This is a genomic window from Nonomuraea sp. NPDC059007, assembly GCF_042740555.1.
Taxonomy (GTDB): domain Bacteria; phylum Actinomycetota; class Actinomycetes; order Streptosporangiales; family Streptosporangiaceae; genus Nonomuraea.
The window spans coordinates 76,157-91,357 of sequence record NZ_JBHYJD010000001.1 but is presented as its reverse complement, the minus strand read 5'-3'; the positions used below and the strand labels follow the sequence as shown (position 1 = coordinate 91,357).

Sequence of the window (15,201 nt, the reverse complement as noted above, 5' to 3'; positions counted from 1 at the left end):
GGAAGGTGGGTGACCCGATGCGTGAGGTGAGTATGCAGATGCAAATACCTCGCATGACTAGGAGGTATCGCGCGGTCAACCGCCGAAGTTTGGAGGTCGGATGACCGGAAAGACCGACGTTGACCCGTTATCCAGCGTCACGTAGGAAAGTCCTCGGTAGGTGATGCTGATGCTGATCTCCGATGGATCGGCAATAACGAATGAACGGGTGGCGAGCATCGCAGCCGCCGTCTCGCAGGGGCTCGCACGGGACGGCATAGCACCGGGGGATCGCATTCTCCTGGTCGCGCGGAACTCGCCGGACTTTGTCGTAGGATTCCTCGCTCTCGTCAACCTAAACATTTCCATCGTGATTGTGGACGCGCATCAAACGCGCGGTGAACTCGAGCGGATGGCCGCCGCATCCGGAACGAACATCGCACTGACGGATGACGCCACACTGCCACCGGCCGGTATGCGAACCATCGAGCTCGGCCGGCTGGTCTCAACGGTGCAGGACCCGCCCGTGCGGTCCCTCGACCTCAACCCCTGGACCGGCCGTCGTGACGCGCTGATCGCGTGGTCCTCCGGTTCGACCGGGCACCCCAAGGGCATCGTGCGCTCCGGCCGTTCGATCATCGCGAACACCGAGCGGACCGCTGCCCGCATGGCGTACAAGCCCGAGGACGTGCTGCTGCCGCTCCTCCCCTTCTCCCACCAATACGGGATCTCGCTGGTCCTGATCTGGTTGATGAGCGACTGCTCGCTGCTCATCACCCCGTACAGCCGGCTCGACCGGGCCCTGCGGGCGGGCGCCGACGCGGGCGCCACGTCCGTGGACGCGACGCCCTCGACGTACCACACGATCCTGAATCTCGCGGAGCGCCGGCCGGAACTGCTGGCCGATCTGTCCCGTGTCCGCATGTGGTGTGTGGGCGGCGCGCCCCTGGATCCGACGCTCTCCGACCGGTTCCTCACCGAGGCCGGCCAGCCGCTGCTGGACGGCTACGGCAGTACGGAGGCGGGCAACATCGCGCTGGCCACGCCGGACAACCCGAACGGCTGCGGCCGCCCGCTGGCCGGAGTCGACGTGACGATCGTCGACGACGACGGCAAAGAACTGAGCGCCGGCCAGATGGGCGAGGTCGTCGTACGCTCCGCCGACCTGATGGAGGGCTACCTGCCTCTGGAGGAGGAGGCGGCGCCCCTGACCGAGCTGCGCACCAACGACCTCGGCCACAAGGACGCCGAGGGCAACCTCTACGTGGTCGGCCGCAAGTTCGCCGTCCACCGCCTCGGGCACACCATCTATCCGGAGGCCGTGGAGCGCCGGGCGGCGGCCGTACTGGGACGTCCGGTCGCGGTCGTCCCGGTGGAGGACGAGCGGCTCGGGTGCCGGCTCGTCTTCTTCGTCGCCGACGCCGGTGAACCGCAGCCCGCCGACTGGCGGGCCCGGCTCACCGCACAGCTCCCCGCCCACGAAGGCCCCAACCAGGTCATCGTGCTCGACCGGATCCCGGTCACCGCCCGCGGCAAACCCGACATGGCGGCGTTGCGGCGGCTGACCGCCACCGGCGGCGTCCGGGCGCCGGCGGGAACGCCGGCCATGATGCCGCCCGAGGAACGGGTGCGGGGCCTGCGGGCCGTGGAGGAGATGCTGCGGGACGATCCGCAGCCGATCATCGACATTCTGACCGAGATCTCGCTGCACCGGTCGGTCATGGACGAGATCGAAGCCTCCCGCGCCACCCTGGCCGGAGCGGTCGAGGAGGTCCTCACCCACGGGCCGTCCAGAGTCCGCCGCCTGGCCGCGTTCATGCCGTCGAACGTCCTGCTCTACAGCTACGTCCTCTATCTCCTGGTGCCCGCACTGTTCACCGAGCGGCTGACCGCCAGGCCGGCGAGCGTGATCGCCGGCCAGCTCCACCGGCTGCACGCCCTCCTGGCACCCGTGCACAACCTGCCGATCGAGGTGGTCGAGGCCAGCCAGCGGGAGTTCGTCACCGGCCAGGTGGCCTCCGCCGACGTCGTCATCTTCACCGGCACCTACAAGAACGCCGAACAGGTCCGTGCCACCCTGCGCGACGAACAGCTCTTCGTCTTCTTCGGGCAGGGGGTCAACCCGTTCATCGTGGGGCCGGACGCCCAGGTCGGCCGGGCCGTACGCGATGCCATGCGGGTGCGTCTGCTCAACTCGGGCCAGGACTGCTACGGACCCGACGTCCTCTACGTCCACGACTCCGTCAAGGACAGCTTCATCGACGGCCTCACCCAGGCGGTGACGGCGGCCAAGTACGGCAGCAACCGCGACCCCGAAGCCGACTACGGAAGCCTCTGGTACGACACCGCGGTGGAGGCCTCCGCCGACTACCTGCGCCGCAACCACGAGAACATCGTCGCCGGAGGCGCCATCGACTTCCGCACCAAACGCGTCGAACCCACCGTCCTGGTACGGGACTGGGCCCCGCGCGTACCCATCGTGGAGTTCTTCGCCCCGATCTTCAACGTCGTCGGCTACTCCACGGCGCAGCAGGTGAACCAGCACATCGACTCGCCCTTCTTCGCCGAACGGGCGATGGGCGCCATGGTGTACGACGGCGAGCCGGACCTCGTCGACACCCTGCGCAAAAGACACACCGTGGCCGTGAACAGCACGCTGATCGACGTCGACAACGGCAACCAGCCGTTCGGCGGGCACGGTGTCATGGCGGGCTACGTCATGCGGTACGGCAAACGCTGGACCGGGCCCGCGCTCCTCTCCCAGGTGGTCGCCGAGCACCTGACCACGCCACGACTCGACTGAACGCGAAAGGCAGCCTGCCCATGCCGATCCGCCATCCCCGACGCGTGGTCATCACCGGCGCGGGCGTCATCTCACCCGTCGGCCGGGACGTGGACACGTTCTGGACCAGCCTGCTCCAGGGCCGCAGTGGCATAGCGACGATCGACGCGTTCGACCCGGCCGGACTCAGCACCACGATCGCCGCGCAGGTCCGCGACTTCGACCCTCTGGAGTACATGCCGCACAAGGTGAGCCGCAGGCTCGACCACTTCGCGCGGTACGGCCTGGCGGCGGCGGTCCAGGCGGCAGACGAGGCCAAGCTGGCGCAGGGTGGGGACCTCAACCCCCGGCTGGGCGTCCTGGTCAGCTCCGGGTACGGAAGCAGCTGGCTGCAGCAGTCGCTCTACAGCCGCTTCGCCGAGCGAGGTCCCCGTGGCGTGCCGCCGTACGCGGCGGCGGCGCTGTCCGCCGACAGCCCGTCGGCGGAGATCGCTCTGCGCTTCGGCGCCGCGGGACCTTCGGGCTCCATGAGTACGGCCTGCGCCACCGGCACCATGAGCGTCGGCGAGGCGGCCATGTGGATCAGGACCGGCCGGGCGGACCTGGCGATCGCCGGCGGCTGCGACGACTCGATCACCGCGTTCGACATGGCGACCACCGGCATCACCGGAGCGCTGTCGCGGCGCAACGACGAGCCGGAACGCGCCTGCCGCCCCTTCGACCGGGAGCGCGACGGCTTCGTCGTGGGTGCGGGCGCGGCGGTGGTCGTCCTGGAGGAGGCCGAGCACGCCCTGCGCAGGGGCGCGGCGATCCAGGCGGAGGTCGCCGGCTACGCGGCCACCACCGACGCCTTCCATCCCACCGCGCCGCATCCCGACGGGCTGGGCGCGGCGACGGTGATGCGGCTCGCGCTGCGGGACGCGGGCCTCGAACCGGACGCCATCGACTACATCAACGCGCACGGCACCGGGACGGTGCTCAACGACAGGATCGAGAGCCTGGCGATCCGCAACGTCTTCGGCGCGCGGGTGCCGCCGATCAGCTCCATCAAGGCGCTGACCGGTCACATGATCGGCGCCGCCGGCACCGCCGAGCTCATCGCGACCGTCAAGGCGATCGCGACCGGCCTCGTGCCGCCCACGTTCAACTGCGACGCGCCCGAGGTCGAGGACCTCGACTACGTCCCGAACCAGGTGCGCCGCATGGACGTGGGCGCCGCGCTGAGCAACTCCTTCGGATTCGGCGGTCACAACGCGGCCCTGGTGGTCCGCGCGTGGACGCCGTGAAATCGCTATCGGAAAGGGCAACGATGTCTGGACCCGTCAGTTCGCACAACGAGTGGGACCCTCTGGAAGAGGTCGTCGTCGGCGTGGTGGACGGCGCGATGCTGCCCGACTGGAACGTGATCAACAAGGTCACCGTGCCGCCGGGGTCGTGGGAGACGATCGAGGAGGTCAGCGGGGCGGACGGCACCCCCTACCCGCCCGAGATGATCGAGCCGGCCAAAGAGGACCTGGAGCAGTTCATCGACATCCTCCAGACGGCCGGGGTACGGGTGCGCCGGCCCGACCCCATCGACTTCGCCGCCGGATTCTCCACCCCGTCCTGGCAGGTCGGGACCGGGTTCTGCGCGGCCAACCCCCGTGACGTCTTCCTGGTCATCGGCGACGAGATCATCGAGGCGCCGATGGCCGACCGCGGGCGGCAGTACGAGACCTGGCCCTACCGGCGGCTTCTGAAGGAATACTCCGCGGCCGGCGCCCGGTGGACGGCCGCACCCCGCCCGCAGTTGCTCGACGACCTGTATGACGACGGCTACCGCGTGCCCGAGCCCGGCGAGCCCATCGGGTTCGTCACCACGGAGTTCGAGCCGACCTTCGACGCCGCCGACTTCGTCCGGGCCGGGCGCGACATCTTCTGCCAGCGCAGCCACGTCACCAACCAGGCCGGCATCGACTGGCTGCGCCGCCACCTCGGCGACGACTACCGCATCCACGTGCTGGAGTCCCGCTGCCCGCAGGCCATGCACATCGACACCACGTTCATGCCGCTGGCCCCCGGCAAGGTGCTGGTCAACCCCGAGTTCCTCGACCTGGCCGGCCTCCCGCCGGTCCTGCGGGACTGGGACGTGCTCGTGGCGCCCGATCCCGTCCACACCGACTCCAACCCGATCGGCGTGGTCAGCGGCTGGGTCAACATGAACGTCCTCATGCTCGACGAGCGCCGCGTGGTCGTCGAACGCAACCAGGAGCCCATGATCCAGGCGTTCAAGGAGTGGGGTTTCACGCCGCTGCCCTGCTCGTTCGAGTCCTACTACGCCTTCGCCGGGTCCTTCCACTGCGCGACGCTCGACGTCCGGCGTGACGGCCCGCTCCGGTCGTACTTCCCGGCATGACCGACGGCCGTACCGTATTGATCACCGGCGCGGCCGGCGGGATCGGCTCGGTCACCGCGCGGGCGCTGGCGGCCAAGGGCTTCCACGTCTTCGCCGGGGTACGCGACCCCGAGCGGGCCGTCACCGAGACCTTCGCCGACAGCCCGGAGGGGATCGAGGTGATCCACCTCGACGTCACCTCGCCCGACTCCGTCGAGGAGGCGGTGGCCAAGGTGCCGGGGCCGGGGCGGCGCCTGGTCGGCGTGGTCAACGCGGCGACCGCCGAGTACCACGGCCCGCTGGAGATCCTGCCCATGGAGTTCGTCCGGCACGAACTGGAGGTCAACTACCTGGGCCCGCTCGCCGTGACCAGGGCGTTCACGCCCCACCTGCGCACGAACGGCGGCCGCGTGGTCAACATCAGCAGCATCAACGGGCTGTGCGTCTTCCCCAGCATCGGCGCGAGCTGCGCGGCCAAGTACGCCCTGGAGGCGTCGTCGAACGCGCTGCGCATGGAGCTGCGCCGGTGGGGCATCCACGTGGTGCTCGTCAACCCGGGCGCGGTACGCACGGCCCTGTGGCCACGCTCGCTGCGCGCGTTCGAGTCTCTGCCGGACAAGGTGCACGCCGACCAGCTGCGCCTGTACTACCCGGCCTGGGCCCGCTCGGTCGAGCGGGCGCGGGTCGACCAGGACCGCATGCTGAAGCTGGCCGCCCATCCCACGCGGGTGAGCGAGGCCATCGTCCACGCCCTGACCTCGGCGCGGCCGCGCAGCCGCTACCTGGTCGGCTGGGACGCGCGAGTGCTCGCCATGGCCCGATGGATCCTGCCCACGCGGGCCTTCGACACTCTCGCCTCGTACACCTTCCGGGAATAGGACGACATGAAAGGTTCGCAAAACCCGTGGGTCGTGCTGACGATTCTGTGCGCCAGCCTGTTCATCGTCGTCATCGACATCACGGTGCTCTACACGGCCCTGCCGATGCTCTCGGCCGAGCTCGGCCCGAGCGCGTCGCAGGTGCTGTGGATCGCCGACGTCTACTCGCTCGTCTGCGCGCCCCTGCTGCTCCCGTTCGCCGCCCTCGGCGACCGGTACGGCCGGCGGGCGATGCTGCTGTGGGGATACGCGGTGTTCGGACTCGCCTCGCTCGCGGCGGCGTTCGCCCCGAACGTCGCGATCCTCATCGCGGCCCGCGCGATCCTCGGACTGGGCGGCGCGATGATCATGCCGTCCACGCTCTCGATGATCAGGCAGGTGTTCACCGATCCGAAGCCGCGCGCGACGGCCCTCGGCGTGTGGAGCGCCGTCGCCGCGGGAGGCGCCATCATCGGCCCGCTCGTCGGCGGCGCGCTTGTCGAATGGACCTGGTGGGGCGCGGTGTTCCTGATCAACGTCCCGGTGATGATCGCCGCGATCCCGCTCACCCTGCTCCTGGTGCCGGAGTCGCCGCGCGCCGACTCCGGACGCTGGGACGCGCTGGGCGCGCTCCTGGCCACGGGCGGGGTGCTCAGCTTCGCCTTCGGCATCAAGACGGCGGGGCACGAGTCGTTGTTCGCGCCGACGGCCCTGGCGAGCTGGGCCGGCGCCGCCGTACTGCTGATGTGGTTCGTGCGCAGGCAGCTGCGCGCCGACTCGCCGTTGCTCGAAGTACGGCTGTTCGCCAACCCCGCCTTCTCCACGGCGGCCGTGTCCATCCTGGTCACGTTCCTCGTGCTGGTCGGGCTGGAGCTGTTCTTCACCCAGTACCTGCAACTGGTCGTGGGGCTCGGGCCGCTGTCGGCCGCCCTGCGCATCCTGCCGATGAGCGTGACCAGCGTGCTCGGCAGCCTCGTCGGCGGCCCTCTCGTCGCCCGGTTCGGCGCGCCGCCGCTGGTCGCGGCCGGGCTGGTGGGCACCTCGGTGGCGCTGGCCCCCTTGGTGACGCTGTCCACCACCGACCAGCCGTGGCTGATCGGATGCTGCTTCGCCGCGATGGGGTTCTCGCTGTCGGTGGCACTGACGGCGGCGTCCAACGCGATGATGAACGCCGTCGCCACCGAACACGCCGGGCAGGCGGCGGCCGTCGAGGAGACCTCCTACGAGCTCGGCGGCGGGCTCGGGATCGCCGTCCTGGGCAGTGTCATGTCCGCCGCCTTCGCCGCCTGGTTTCCCCACGCGGGCGTGGTCAGGGACTCGGCCCTCGCCCTGCGCAGCGCGTACCCCCAGATAGCCGAGTCCGCCCGGGAGACGTTCGTCGCCAGTCTGCACCTGACCGTCATCGTGTCCGCGGCACTCCTGATGATCACCGGGCTGGTCATCGTGATCGTGCTCCGCAGACATCCCCGAATCGCCCCGAACCTAGGAGAAAAGGCATGACCAGCTCCGGCGCCGTGGACAAGTGGGGCTTCGAGACCTTCACCCAGGTACTCGAAGAGGGATCGGGCCTGATCGGTGAGCCCGCGATCGTGGACGGCATCACCGGCCCCAGCATCACGCAGAACGGCCGCACGCTGACCAACCTCGCCAGCATCAACCTCCTGAACATGCACCAGCGCACCGACCTGCGGCAGTGCTTCGCCGAAGGCGCCCACCAGTACGGCCTCACCACCGGCGGCTCCCGCATGACGCAGGGCGTCTGCCGCGCCCACCTGGAACTGGAACAGGACGTCAGCCAGGCGACCGGCAAGGAACGCGCCCTCACCTTCGCCACCGGCCTGCTGGCCAACGTGGGTTTCGTCCACGCCATGAGCCAGGACATCGACCTCGGCGCCGGCGTCCGCATGAACAACTCCGACTCGGTGTTCGTCCTGGACCGGGACTCCCACTGGAGCCTGTGGAAGGCGGTGGAGGGCCTGGGATACGGCAAGCGCGTCTTCTTCTTCCGCCACAACGACCCGGAGCACCTCGACCGCGTCCTCACCAAGGTCGGCGGCGGCAAGGTGGTCGTCGTCATGGAGAGCGTCTACTCGGCGGACGGCACCATGGGCCCCATCCCCGCGCTCCTGGACCTGTGCGAAAAGCACAACGCCATCAGCTTCGTCGACGACGCCAACGGCTTCATGATCTACGGCCCCGCCCACCGCCCCTTCGCCACCGAGTACCAGCACATGCGCGACCGGGCGGACTTCGTGATGATGTCCTTCTCCAAGGCGGTGGGCCTGGAGGGCGGGGCGATAGCCGGCCCGTCGGCGGCGGTGCAGTCCTTCGAGCTCCTGTCGGGAACCTCGATGTTCACCGCCGCCATGCAACCGCCCACCGCCGTCACCGCCAGGGAGATCATCCGCCGGCTGAGCCACGATCCCGAGATCGTCGACTCCTACCTGGCGAAGGTGACCGCGTTCCGCCGGCGGCTGGCCGACATCGGCTGCGAGACCAGCGAGACGAGCACCTACATCGTCTCGGTCCCGGTCAACGACGACGACGTCGCCGTGGAACTGCGGCAGGCGTTCCTGGACCACGGCTACCTCGTGCCCGTCTTCGTCTATCCGGCCGTCAAGCGCAACAAGGCCCTGCTCCGCCTGATCATCAGCGACGGCCACACCGAGGAGCAACTGGACGGCTTCCTCTCCACCCTGGCGATGCTCAAGGAGCAGTTCAGGTTCTGACCTGCTTCACGCCAAAATGTAACGCGTGTTACTTTCCTCTGGTGAACGAATGGGTGGTGCTGATCGTGCGGCTGCCCGCGCAGCCGTCCCGGCACCGGGTCGCGGTCTGGCGGGAGCTGCGCAAGGTGGGCGGGCTGTCGCTCGGGCAGGGCGTGTGGGCGGTGCCGCGGGTGCCGGTGTTCGCCGACGGCATCGAGCGGGCCGTCCACCTGACCGAGCGCGCGGACGGCGAGGTCGTGGTGCTGCGCGCCAGCGGACGCGAGCCCGCCGACGCGGCCCGGTTCCAGGCGATGTTCACCGCCGCCCGCGAGGAGGACTGGGCGGAGTTCACCGCCGACTGCGGCAAGTACGAGGCGGAACTGGACAAGGAGATCCGCACCGCCAAGTTCACCCTGGCCGAGCTCGAAGAAGAGGAGCAGAGCCTGGAACGGCTGCGCCGCTGGCACCGCGACCTGAAGGCCAGGGACGTGTTCGGCGCTCCGGGAGCCGGTCCCGCCGAGCGACGGCTGGCCGAGTGCGCGCGCCGCTTCGAGGACTACAGCGAGCGGGTGTTCGCCCACCTGCACGCCTTCGACCAGGGCGAAGAGCCGTGACCGTCTCCGTCCGGCGGACCTGGCCCCTGTACGCGGCCGGGTTCACCACCGCCTTCGGCGCGCACGGCATCGCCGCCAACCTCGGCCAGGGCGAGGCCGGCCTGGTCAGGTCGGTGCTCTACCTGGGGCTGCTGCTCGCCCTGTACGACGGCGCCGAGGTGGTGCTCAAGCCGGTGTTCGGCGCGCTGGCCGACCGGATCGGCGCCCGGCCGGTCCTGCTCGGCGGGCTGATCGGCTTCGCCGCGGCCTCCGCCCTCTTCGTCCTGGTCCGCGACCCCGGCTGGTTGTGGGCGGCCCGGCTGGGCCAGGGCGCGGCCGCCTCGGCGTTCTCCCCGGCCGCCTCCGCGCTGGTGGCCCGGCTCAACCCCCAGGCGAGGCACGGCCGCGCGTTCGGCTCCTACGGCTTCTTCAAGAGCATCGGCTACACCGCCGGACCCCTGCTCGGCGGCGCGCTGGTGTGGGCCGGCGGGCTGACGCTGCTGTTCGTGGTGCTCGCCGCGCTGGCCGCCGCGGTGGCGGTGTGGGCCTGGCTCGCGGTTCCGGTGGTGCCGCCCCTGCCCAGGGCCCGGCAGAGCGTCGTGGACCTGGTCCGGCGCCTGACCGACGGCGCGTTCCTCCGCCCGGTGGCCGCGCTGGCCGCCGCCACCGCCGCCCTGTCCGTGGGGGTCGGGTTCCTGCCGCTGTCCGGAGCCACGGCCGGGCTGTCGCCGCTGGCCACCGGGGCGGCCGTCTCGGTGCTGGCCCTGTGCGCCGCGCTCGTGCAGCCGTGGGCGGGGCGCGCGCTCGACTCCGGCCGCCTGCGCACCGGCACCGGGGTGGCGGCCGGTCTGCTGCTGACCGCGAGCGGCCTGGCCGCCGCCCTGCTGCCCGGCCTGCCCGGGTTGCTGCCGGCCGCCGCGCTGATCGGGGCCGGAACCGGGCTGATCACCCCGCTCGCCTTCGCCGCCCTCGCCGCCGCGACCCCGCCGGAGCGGCTCGGCCAGACCATGGGCACCGCCGAACTCGGCCGCGAACTGGGCGACGCGGGCGGGCCGTTGCTGGTCGCCGCCGTCGCCAGTGCGGCCACGCTGCCCTGGGGCTTCGCCGTCCTGGCCGCGGCCACCGCGGTCCTGCCGCTCTTCCTCCGGAGATCCGGCCCGCCCTCGCTAGTTAGATGAGGCTTACCTTATTCTCGGGAGATGAGCTCCTCTGAGATGCGTGTGGTGACGACCGATGCCGAGCTCCGGGAGATCGTCAAGGAACCGCATCAGGTCATCTGGGACAAGGACATCGCCCGCATCGACGAGCACGCGCGCACGATCATCGCGCACTCGCCGTTCGTGCTGCTGGCCACCTCGAACACCGACGGCACCTGTGACGTCTCGCCCCGCGGTGACCCCGCCGGATCGGTGCTGGTACTCGACGACCACCGGCTCGTCCTCGCCGACCGGCCCGGCAACCACCGGCTCGACAGCTTCCGCAACATGTTGCGCAACCCCCATGCCGGACTGCTGTTCATCGTGCCGGGGATGAACGAGACGCTCCGGGTCAACGGGCGCGCCTCGCTGGTGGCCGACGCGCCGTTCTTCGACGACCTGGTCGTACAGGGGAAGCGGCCGCGGCTGGCCGTACTGATCGAGGTCGAAGAGCTGTACATGCACTGCGCCAAGGCGTTCCTGCGTTCCTCGCTCTGGAAGCCGGAGACCTGGCCGGACCGCAAGAGCCTGCCCACGCTCGGGCGGATCGCCAAGGACCAGATGAACATCAAGGACGTCCCCGTGGCGGCGATCGACGAAGGGCTCGCCCTGGACGCCCGGACGAACCAGTACTGAAGCCCGTCACACCACCTTGTACGTCAGGTGGGTGACGAGGCCGGTGCCCCAGGGCTCGCCGACGGGTTCGAGCGCGTGCTCCCCGACGCCGTGCAGCAGCCGCTCGCCCCGGCCGAGGGTCAGAGGCGCGACGTGCAGGCGCAGCTCGTCGATGAGCCCCGCCGCCAGGTACCGGTTCACCGTCTCGGCGCCGCCGGCGATCGCGACGTCCCGGTCTCCGGCGGCCGCGCGCGCCCGGGCCAGGGCCGATTCGATCCCGTCGGTGACGAAGGTGTAGCTCGTGCCGCCCTTCATCGTCAGCGGCTCGCGCGGGTGGTGGGTCAGGACGAAAACCGGCGCGTGGTACGGCGGCTCGTCGCCCCACCAGCCCTTCCAGTCCAGGTCCCAGGCGCCGCGGCCGGGGCCGAACATGTTGCGGCCCATGATGAACGCCCCGGCGGCGGTGACGCCCTCGATCACCTTGGCGTGCCGTTCGGCCTCGTCGAACATCCACTGGTGCAGGCGGTCGCCCACGCCCTCGCCGAACGGGTTGTCCATGCTCTGGTGCGGTCCGGCCACGTAGCCGTCGAGGGACATCGACATGTCTGAGATGACCTTGCTCATCGTGCTTACCTCCTGCGATTCCGGTGTGCTTTCACAGGAGGGTCGGAGCCGCCCGCGCGTCCTCTACACGTCCTTGGGAAAATTCCTGATGCTCTCGATGATCCGGGCGAAGCCCTCCTGGCCGTGGCCCGCGTCGATCTGGCGGCGGACGAGCGTCTGGACCATGCCGATCACCTCGGTGCTGACGCCCTGCTCGGCACTGGCCGCCACGAGGTCGTTGAGGTTGGAGAACTCCAGGCTCTGCTGCCCGGCGACGGTGTAGTCGCCGCCGTCGACGACCGCGGCGAACCCCTGGAAGGAGCCGGTCATGGCCGACAGCCAGGGCGCGGCCATGGAGGCGAACTCGCCCGCCGTCACCCCGGCCGGCGCGACCATGGCGGCGCCGTGCAGGAATCCGGCGAACATCACGTACATGCCCGCGAGCAGGGCGAGATCGTACAGAGACGCGAGACCGGCGTCCTGCCCGAAGTAGGTGCTCGTTCCCCACAGATCCAGCAGCGGCTTGTACTGCTCGAAGACCTCGGCGGAGCCGCTGTAGAGGATCGACGACCCGGGCCCGCCGATCATGCCGGGCACGGCCATGATCCCGCCGTCCAGGTACGCGATCCCGGCACGGGCCGCCCACTCGGCCAGCTCCCGCGACTGGGCCGGTGACGTCGTGGTCACATTGACCAAGGTACGGCCGGCCAGCTCACCGGCGATCGGATCGAGCACCTCATGGACCGACGCGTGGTCCAGCAGGCACGCGATCACCAGCGGGCCGGCGAGGACCGCCGCACCGGCGCTGCCGGCGTTCCGCGCGCCGAGGGCCACGAGGTCGTCCGCCCTGCCGGGGGAGCGGTTCCAGACGGTGGTCGGGTGCCCGGCCTTCACCAGGGCGCCCGCGAGTGCGCCGCCCATCGCCCCCAGCCCGAGAACGCTCACCTGGACGTGGTCCGTCATCTTGGGTCCCCCTTCGAGTTCGTCTTTCCGGTCATCCTTCCCACCACCGGTAAAGTTGGCCAGTACCGACTATTTAGTGGGGTACCCACCCACAGGTAAGTACGTCTGAGGAGGGCGGATGGCGACATCAGCACGGCGGGGCCCCTACTTCTGCGGGATCGACGCGGCGATGGACGTGGTCTCCGGGAAGTGGAAGTCGCTGATCCTCTGGGAGCTGGACAACTACGGGACCCGCCGCTTCGCCGAGCTCCGGCGCGGGCTGCCGGGCGTCAGCGAGAAGATGCTGATCCAGCATCTGCGCGAGATGGAGGAAGACGGGCTCGTGCGTCGTGAGGTGTATCGCGAGGTGCCGCCGAAGGTCGAGTACTCCCTGACCGAGGACGGCCGCTCACTCAACGTCGCCCTGCGCTCCCTGGGACGCTGGGGCACCGAACGCATCGAGCGGATCGGGGCGGAGAAGGTGAACCTGCCGCTCTAGCTCCGCAGGCGTTCCTCGAGGATCGCCGTCATCTCCGTGGAGAGCTTGCCGAGCAGGCGGGTGAGGTCGGCGCGGTCCTGCGGGTCCCAGGCGGCCATGGCGGTCTCGAAGAGTTCGAGGTTGACCCGCAGGCAGACCTGGGCCACGTCGGTTCCCTGCGGAGTCAGCCAGATGCGCCACGCCCGGCCGTCGTCGGGGTCGCGCACGCGTTCCAGCAGGCCCTGCCGTTCGAGCTTGGTGACGGTCCTGGTGACGTGCGGGCTCTCCACGTGCAGGGCCTGCGCGATCGCGCCGACCCGCCGCGGCTCGCCGGAGTCGAGCAGGTGGATCAGGACTTGCGCGTCCGGCTGATCGACCCGCATGCCGGCGACGGTGCCCATCATGTCGTGGGTCTTGGCGCGCTTGAGCGTCGACACGACGCTGCGGAAGGCGGCGACGGTGGAAGCGAGCTCCTGGTCCATCTATTTGCTTACCTAACTTACGTATGTATTATCGTTTCCCAGTTACTTACCTAAGTTACCTAAGGAGCCGTCATGGCGACAGTCGCCGCGACCGCCGAGCGCATGACACCCACCAGGAACCCATGGCCAGGAGTGGTGGTACTGGCGTTCGCCGCCTCCGTGGCCGCCGTCCAGAACACCGCGGTCGTCCCGTTGCTTCCCATCCTCCAGCGCGAACTGAACGCCTCGTTGACCGCCGTGAGCTGGACGCTCACGATCAGCTTGCTCGTCAGCGCGGTCGCGACACCGCTGTTGTCGCGATTCGGCGACATGTACGGCAAACGCCGCGTGATCCTCGGCGCGCTGGCCCTGCTCATCATCGGCTCGATCATCGCCGCGGTGGCCACCACGTTGCCCTGGCTGATCGTGGGCCGCGTGCTCCAGGGCTTTGTCGCCGCCCTGGTCCCGCTGGCGATCGGCGTGGTCCGTGACGTACTGCCGCGCAACCAGCTCGCCACCGGCATCGGCGTGCTCAGCGCGACCATGGGGTTCGGCGCGGGCGGCGGCATGCTCCTGGCGGGCCTGGTCGCCGGTGACTACCACATGCTCTTCTGGGTGACGACCGCGCTGTCGGTGATCGGCTCGGTCTTCGTCTTCTTCCTGGTACGCGACACCGCGCCGGCCGGCGGCGGCCGCCCCGACCTGGCCGGCGCCGCACTGATGATCGTCTGGCTGGTGGCGCTCCTGCTGGCGATCAGCCAGGGCGGCACGTGGGGCTGGACCTCGGCGGCGACGCTCGGGGTGTTCGCGCTGGCGGCCGTGGTGGCCGTCGTCTGGGTGCTGGTCGAGCGCCGGGTGGCCGAGCCGCTGGTGCAGATGGCGATGCTGGTCCACCGCGGCACCGTCGGCGCGACCGTGGCCTCGATGCTGCTCGGGTTCGGCTTCTTCATGAGCATGACCGGCATCTCCGGCTTCGTACAGGGACCCGCGCTACGCGCCAGCGTCCTGCAGGTCGGTCTCTACCTGCTGCCCAGCACGCTGTTCATGCTGGTGATCTCGCTGTTCGCGGGCCGGCTCATGCGCCGCTTCGCCGCCGCCTCGCTGGTCGGGACGGGTTCCGCGATCGCCGGCGCGGCGGGTCTGTGGCTCGTCTTCGCGCACACCGGCCCCGCCGACATCCTGGTCGCCACCTCGCTCATGGGCATCGGGCTGGGCGTCAGCTACGCCGCGCTGGGCACGATGGCGGTCGAACACGTCCGGCCCGAGCAGACCGCGGTCGCGGCCGGGATCAACGCGCTGGTCCGCATCGCGGGCGGCAGCACGGCCGGCGCCGTGATCGCCGCCATCCTGGCCTCGCTGCCCGGGGAGCACGGCTACCAGTGGGTCTTCGGCGTCGCCGCCGGGGCGGGCGCGCTGGCCGCCGCCTTCGCGTTCGTCTACGGCAGGCTCAACCGCGACCTGACGGCCACGGCGAACCGCGTCTGAGCGCCTGAGCGTCTGAGCGGACGGCTGACGACGGCGGGGGCGGGGCCGGGTTTTCGTTGACCGCGACGATGCGCCGCGAGCAAAATCCGTGCGATGGCCCGGTGTCCGCGTCAGGCGGGCCCTGGACA

At 70.2% G+C, this 15,201-nt stretch carries 14 protein-coding genes; 11 read left to right on the top strand and 3 right to left on the bottom strand.

All coding sequences use genetic code 11. From position 1 onward, the window contains the following. Positions 1-163: 163 nt before the first annotated feature. The 9 genes from ACFWY5_RS00435 to ACFWY5_RS00395 are packed head-to-tail and all read left to right on the top strand — an operon-like array spanning position 164 to position 11,125. Entirely contained in the window at positions 164-2,782 is a 2,619-nt protein-coding gene (locus ACFWY5_RS00435; protein WP_379610277.1) for an aldehyde dehydrogenase family protein, read from the top strand. 20 nt (positions 2,783-2,802) lie between these two features. After that, the gene (locus ACFWY5_RS00430; protein WP_379630143.1) at positions 2,803-4,047 is read left to right on the top strand and encodes a beta-ketoacyl-[acyl-carrier-protein] synthase family protein; all 1,245 of its coding nucleotides are present in this window, start codon (positions 2,803-2,805) and stop codon (positions 4,045-4,047) included. 23 nt (positions 4,048-4,070) lie between these two features. Next, positions 4,071-5,156 carry a hypothetical protein gene (locus tag ACFWY5_RS00425; protein ID WP_379610275.1) on the top strand — a complete coding sequence of 362 codons (1,086 nt, stop codon included), beginning with the start codon at positions 4,071-4,073 and terminating at the stop codon, positions 5,154-5,156. Next, positions 5,153-6,013 (top strand): SDR family NAD(P)-dependent oxidoreductase, encoded by an 861-nt coding sequence (locus ACFWY5_RS00420; protein ID WP_379610274.1) that lies wholly within the window; start codon positions 5,153-5,155, stop codon positions 6,011-6,013. The genes ACFWY5_RS00425 and ACFWY5_RS00420 overlap by 4 nt, the downstream gene beginning before the upstream one ends. Before the next feature lie 6 nt (positions 6,014-6,019). Beyond that, positions 6,020-7,492, top strand: coding sequence for an MFS transporter (locus tag ACFWY5_RS00415; protein WP_379610273.1), 1,473 nt, complete (start codon positions 6,020-6,022; stop codon positions 7,490-7,492). After that, positions 7,489-8,721 carry an aminotransferase class I/II-fold pyridoxal phosphate-dependent enzyme gene (locus tag ACFWY5_RS00410; protein WP_379630142.1) on the top strand — a complete coding sequence of 411 codons (1,233 nt, stop codon included), beginning with the start codon at positions 7,489-7,491 and terminating at the stop codon, positions 8,719-8,721. Before ACFWY5_RS00415 ends, ACFWY5_RS00410 begins: the two co-directional genes overlap by 4 nt. Positions 8,722-8,762: 41 nt before the next feature. Beyond that, positions 8,763-9,314 carry a Chromate resistance protein ChrB gene (locus ACFWY5_RS00405; RefSeq protein WP_379630141.1) on the top strand — a complete coding sequence of 184 codons (552 nt, stop codon included), beginning with the start codon at positions 8,763-8,765 and terminating at the stop codon, positions 9,312-9,314. Continuing rightward, entirely contained in the window at positions 9,311-10,471 is a 1,161-nt protein-coding gene (locus tag ACFWY5_RS00400) for an MFS transporter (RefSeq protein WP_379630140.1), read from the top strand. The genes ACFWY5_RS00405 and ACFWY5_RS00400 overlap by 4 nt, the downstream gene beginning before the upstream one ends. A gap of 21 nt (positions 10,472-10,492) precedes the next feature. Beyond that, entirely contained in the window at positions 10,493-11,125 is a 633-nt protein-coding gene (locus ACFWY5_RS00395) for a pyridoxamine 5'-phosphate oxidase family protein (protein ID WP_379610267.1), read from the top strand. A gap of 6 nt (positions 11,126-11,131) precedes the next feature. On the opposite strand, the gene ACFWY5_RS00390 is transcribed toward ACFWY5_RS00395, so the two are convergent. Together ACFWY5_RS00390 and ACFWY5_RS00385 are read right to left on the bottom strand one after the other, a co-directional pair. After that, complete coding sequence (locus tag ACFWY5_RS00390; protein WP_379610266.1) at positions 11,132-11,728, bottom strand: dihydrofolate reductase family protein; 597 nt, start codon at positions 11,726-11,728, stop codon at positions 11,132-11,134. 63 nt (positions 11,729-11,791) lie between these two features. After that, positions 11,792-12,670 (bottom strand): NAD(P)-dependent oxidoreductase, encoded by an 879-nt coding sequence (locus ACFWY5_RS00385; RefSeq protein ID WP_379630139.1) that lies wholly within the window; start codon positions 12,668-12,670, stop codon positions 11,792-11,794. Between the two features lie 118 nt (positions 12,671-12,788). On the opposite strand from ACFWY5_RS00385, the gene ACFWY5_RS00380 reads away from it, so the two are divergent. Further along, positions 12,789-13,148 (top strand): winged helix-turn-helix transcriptional regulator, encoded by a 360-nt coding sequence (locus ACFWY5_RS00380; protein WP_379610264.1) that lies wholly within the window; start codon positions 12,789-12,791, stop codon positions 13,146-13,148. On the opposite strand, the gene ACFWY5_RS00375 is transcribed toward ACFWY5_RS00380, so the two are convergent. Then, a complete protein-coding gene (locus ACFWY5_RS00375; RefSeq protein ID WP_379630138.1) occupies positions 13,145-13,609 on the bottom strand; it encodes a MarR family winged helix-turn-helix transcriptional regulator in 465 nt (154 codons plus the stop codon). The genes ACFWY5_RS00380 and ACFWY5_RS00375 overlap by 4 nt on opposite strands. A 72-nt stretch (positions 13,610-13,681) precedes the next feature. On the opposite strand from ACFWY5_RS00375, the gene ACFWY5_RS00370 reads away from it, so the two are divergent. Next, positions 13,682-15,073, top strand: coding sequence for an MFS transporter (locus ACFWY5_RS00370; RefSeq protein WP_379630137.1), 1,392 nt, complete (start codon positions 13,682-13,684; stop codon positions 15,071-15,073). Positions 15,074-15,201: the final 128 nt, after the last annotated feature.

Coding starts and splice junctions, on each gene's coding strand:
- ACFWY5_RS00420 (WP_379610274.1), top strand. CDS start 5,153: ATGACCGACGGCCGTACCGTATTGATCACCGGCGCGGCCGGCGGGATC.
- ACFWY5_RS00390 (WP_379610266.1), bottom strand. CDS start 11,728: ATGAGCAAGGTCATCTCAGACATGTCGATGTCCCTCGACGGCTACGTG.
- ACFWY5_RS00430 (WP_379630143.1), top strand. CDS start 2,803: ATGCCGATCCGCCATCCCCGACGCGTGGTCATCACCGGCGCGGGCGTC.
- ACFWY5_RS00415 (WP_379610273.1), top strand. CDS start 6,020: ATGAAAGGTTCGCAAAACCCGTGGGTCGTGCTGACGATTCTGTGCGCC.
- ACFWY5_RS00370 (WP_379630137.1), top strand. CDS start 13,682: ATGGCGACAGTCGCCGCGACCGCCGAGCGCATGACACCCACCAGGAAC.
- ACFWY5_RS00425 (WP_379610275.1), top strand. CDS start 4,071: ATGTCTGGACCCGTCAGTTCGCACAACGAGTGGGACCCTCTGGAAGAG.
- ACFWY5_RS00395 (WP_379610267.1), top strand. CDS start 10,493: ATGAGCTCCTCTGAGATGCGTGTGGTGACGACCGATGCCGAGCTCCGG.
- ACFWY5_RS00435 (WP_379610277.1), top strand. CDS start 164: ATGCTGATGCTGATCTCCGATGGATCGGCAATAACGAATGAACGGGTG.
- ACFWY5_RS00385 (WP_379630139.1), bottom strand. CDS start 12,670: ATGACGGACCACGTCCAGGTGAGCGTTCTCGGGCTGGGGGCGATGGGC.
- ACFWY5_RS00410 (WP_379630142.1), top strand. CDS start 7,489: ATGACCAGCTCCGGCGCCGTGGACAAGTGGGGCTTCGAGACCTTCACC.
- ACFWY5_RS00380 (WP_379610264.1), top strand. CDS start 12,789: ATGGCGACATCAGCACGGCGGGGCCCCTACTTCTGCGGGATCGACGCG.
- ACFWY5_RS00375 (WP_379630138.1), bottom strand. CDS start 13,609: ATGGACCAGGAGCTCGCTTCCACCGTCGCCGCCTTCCGCAGCGTCGTG.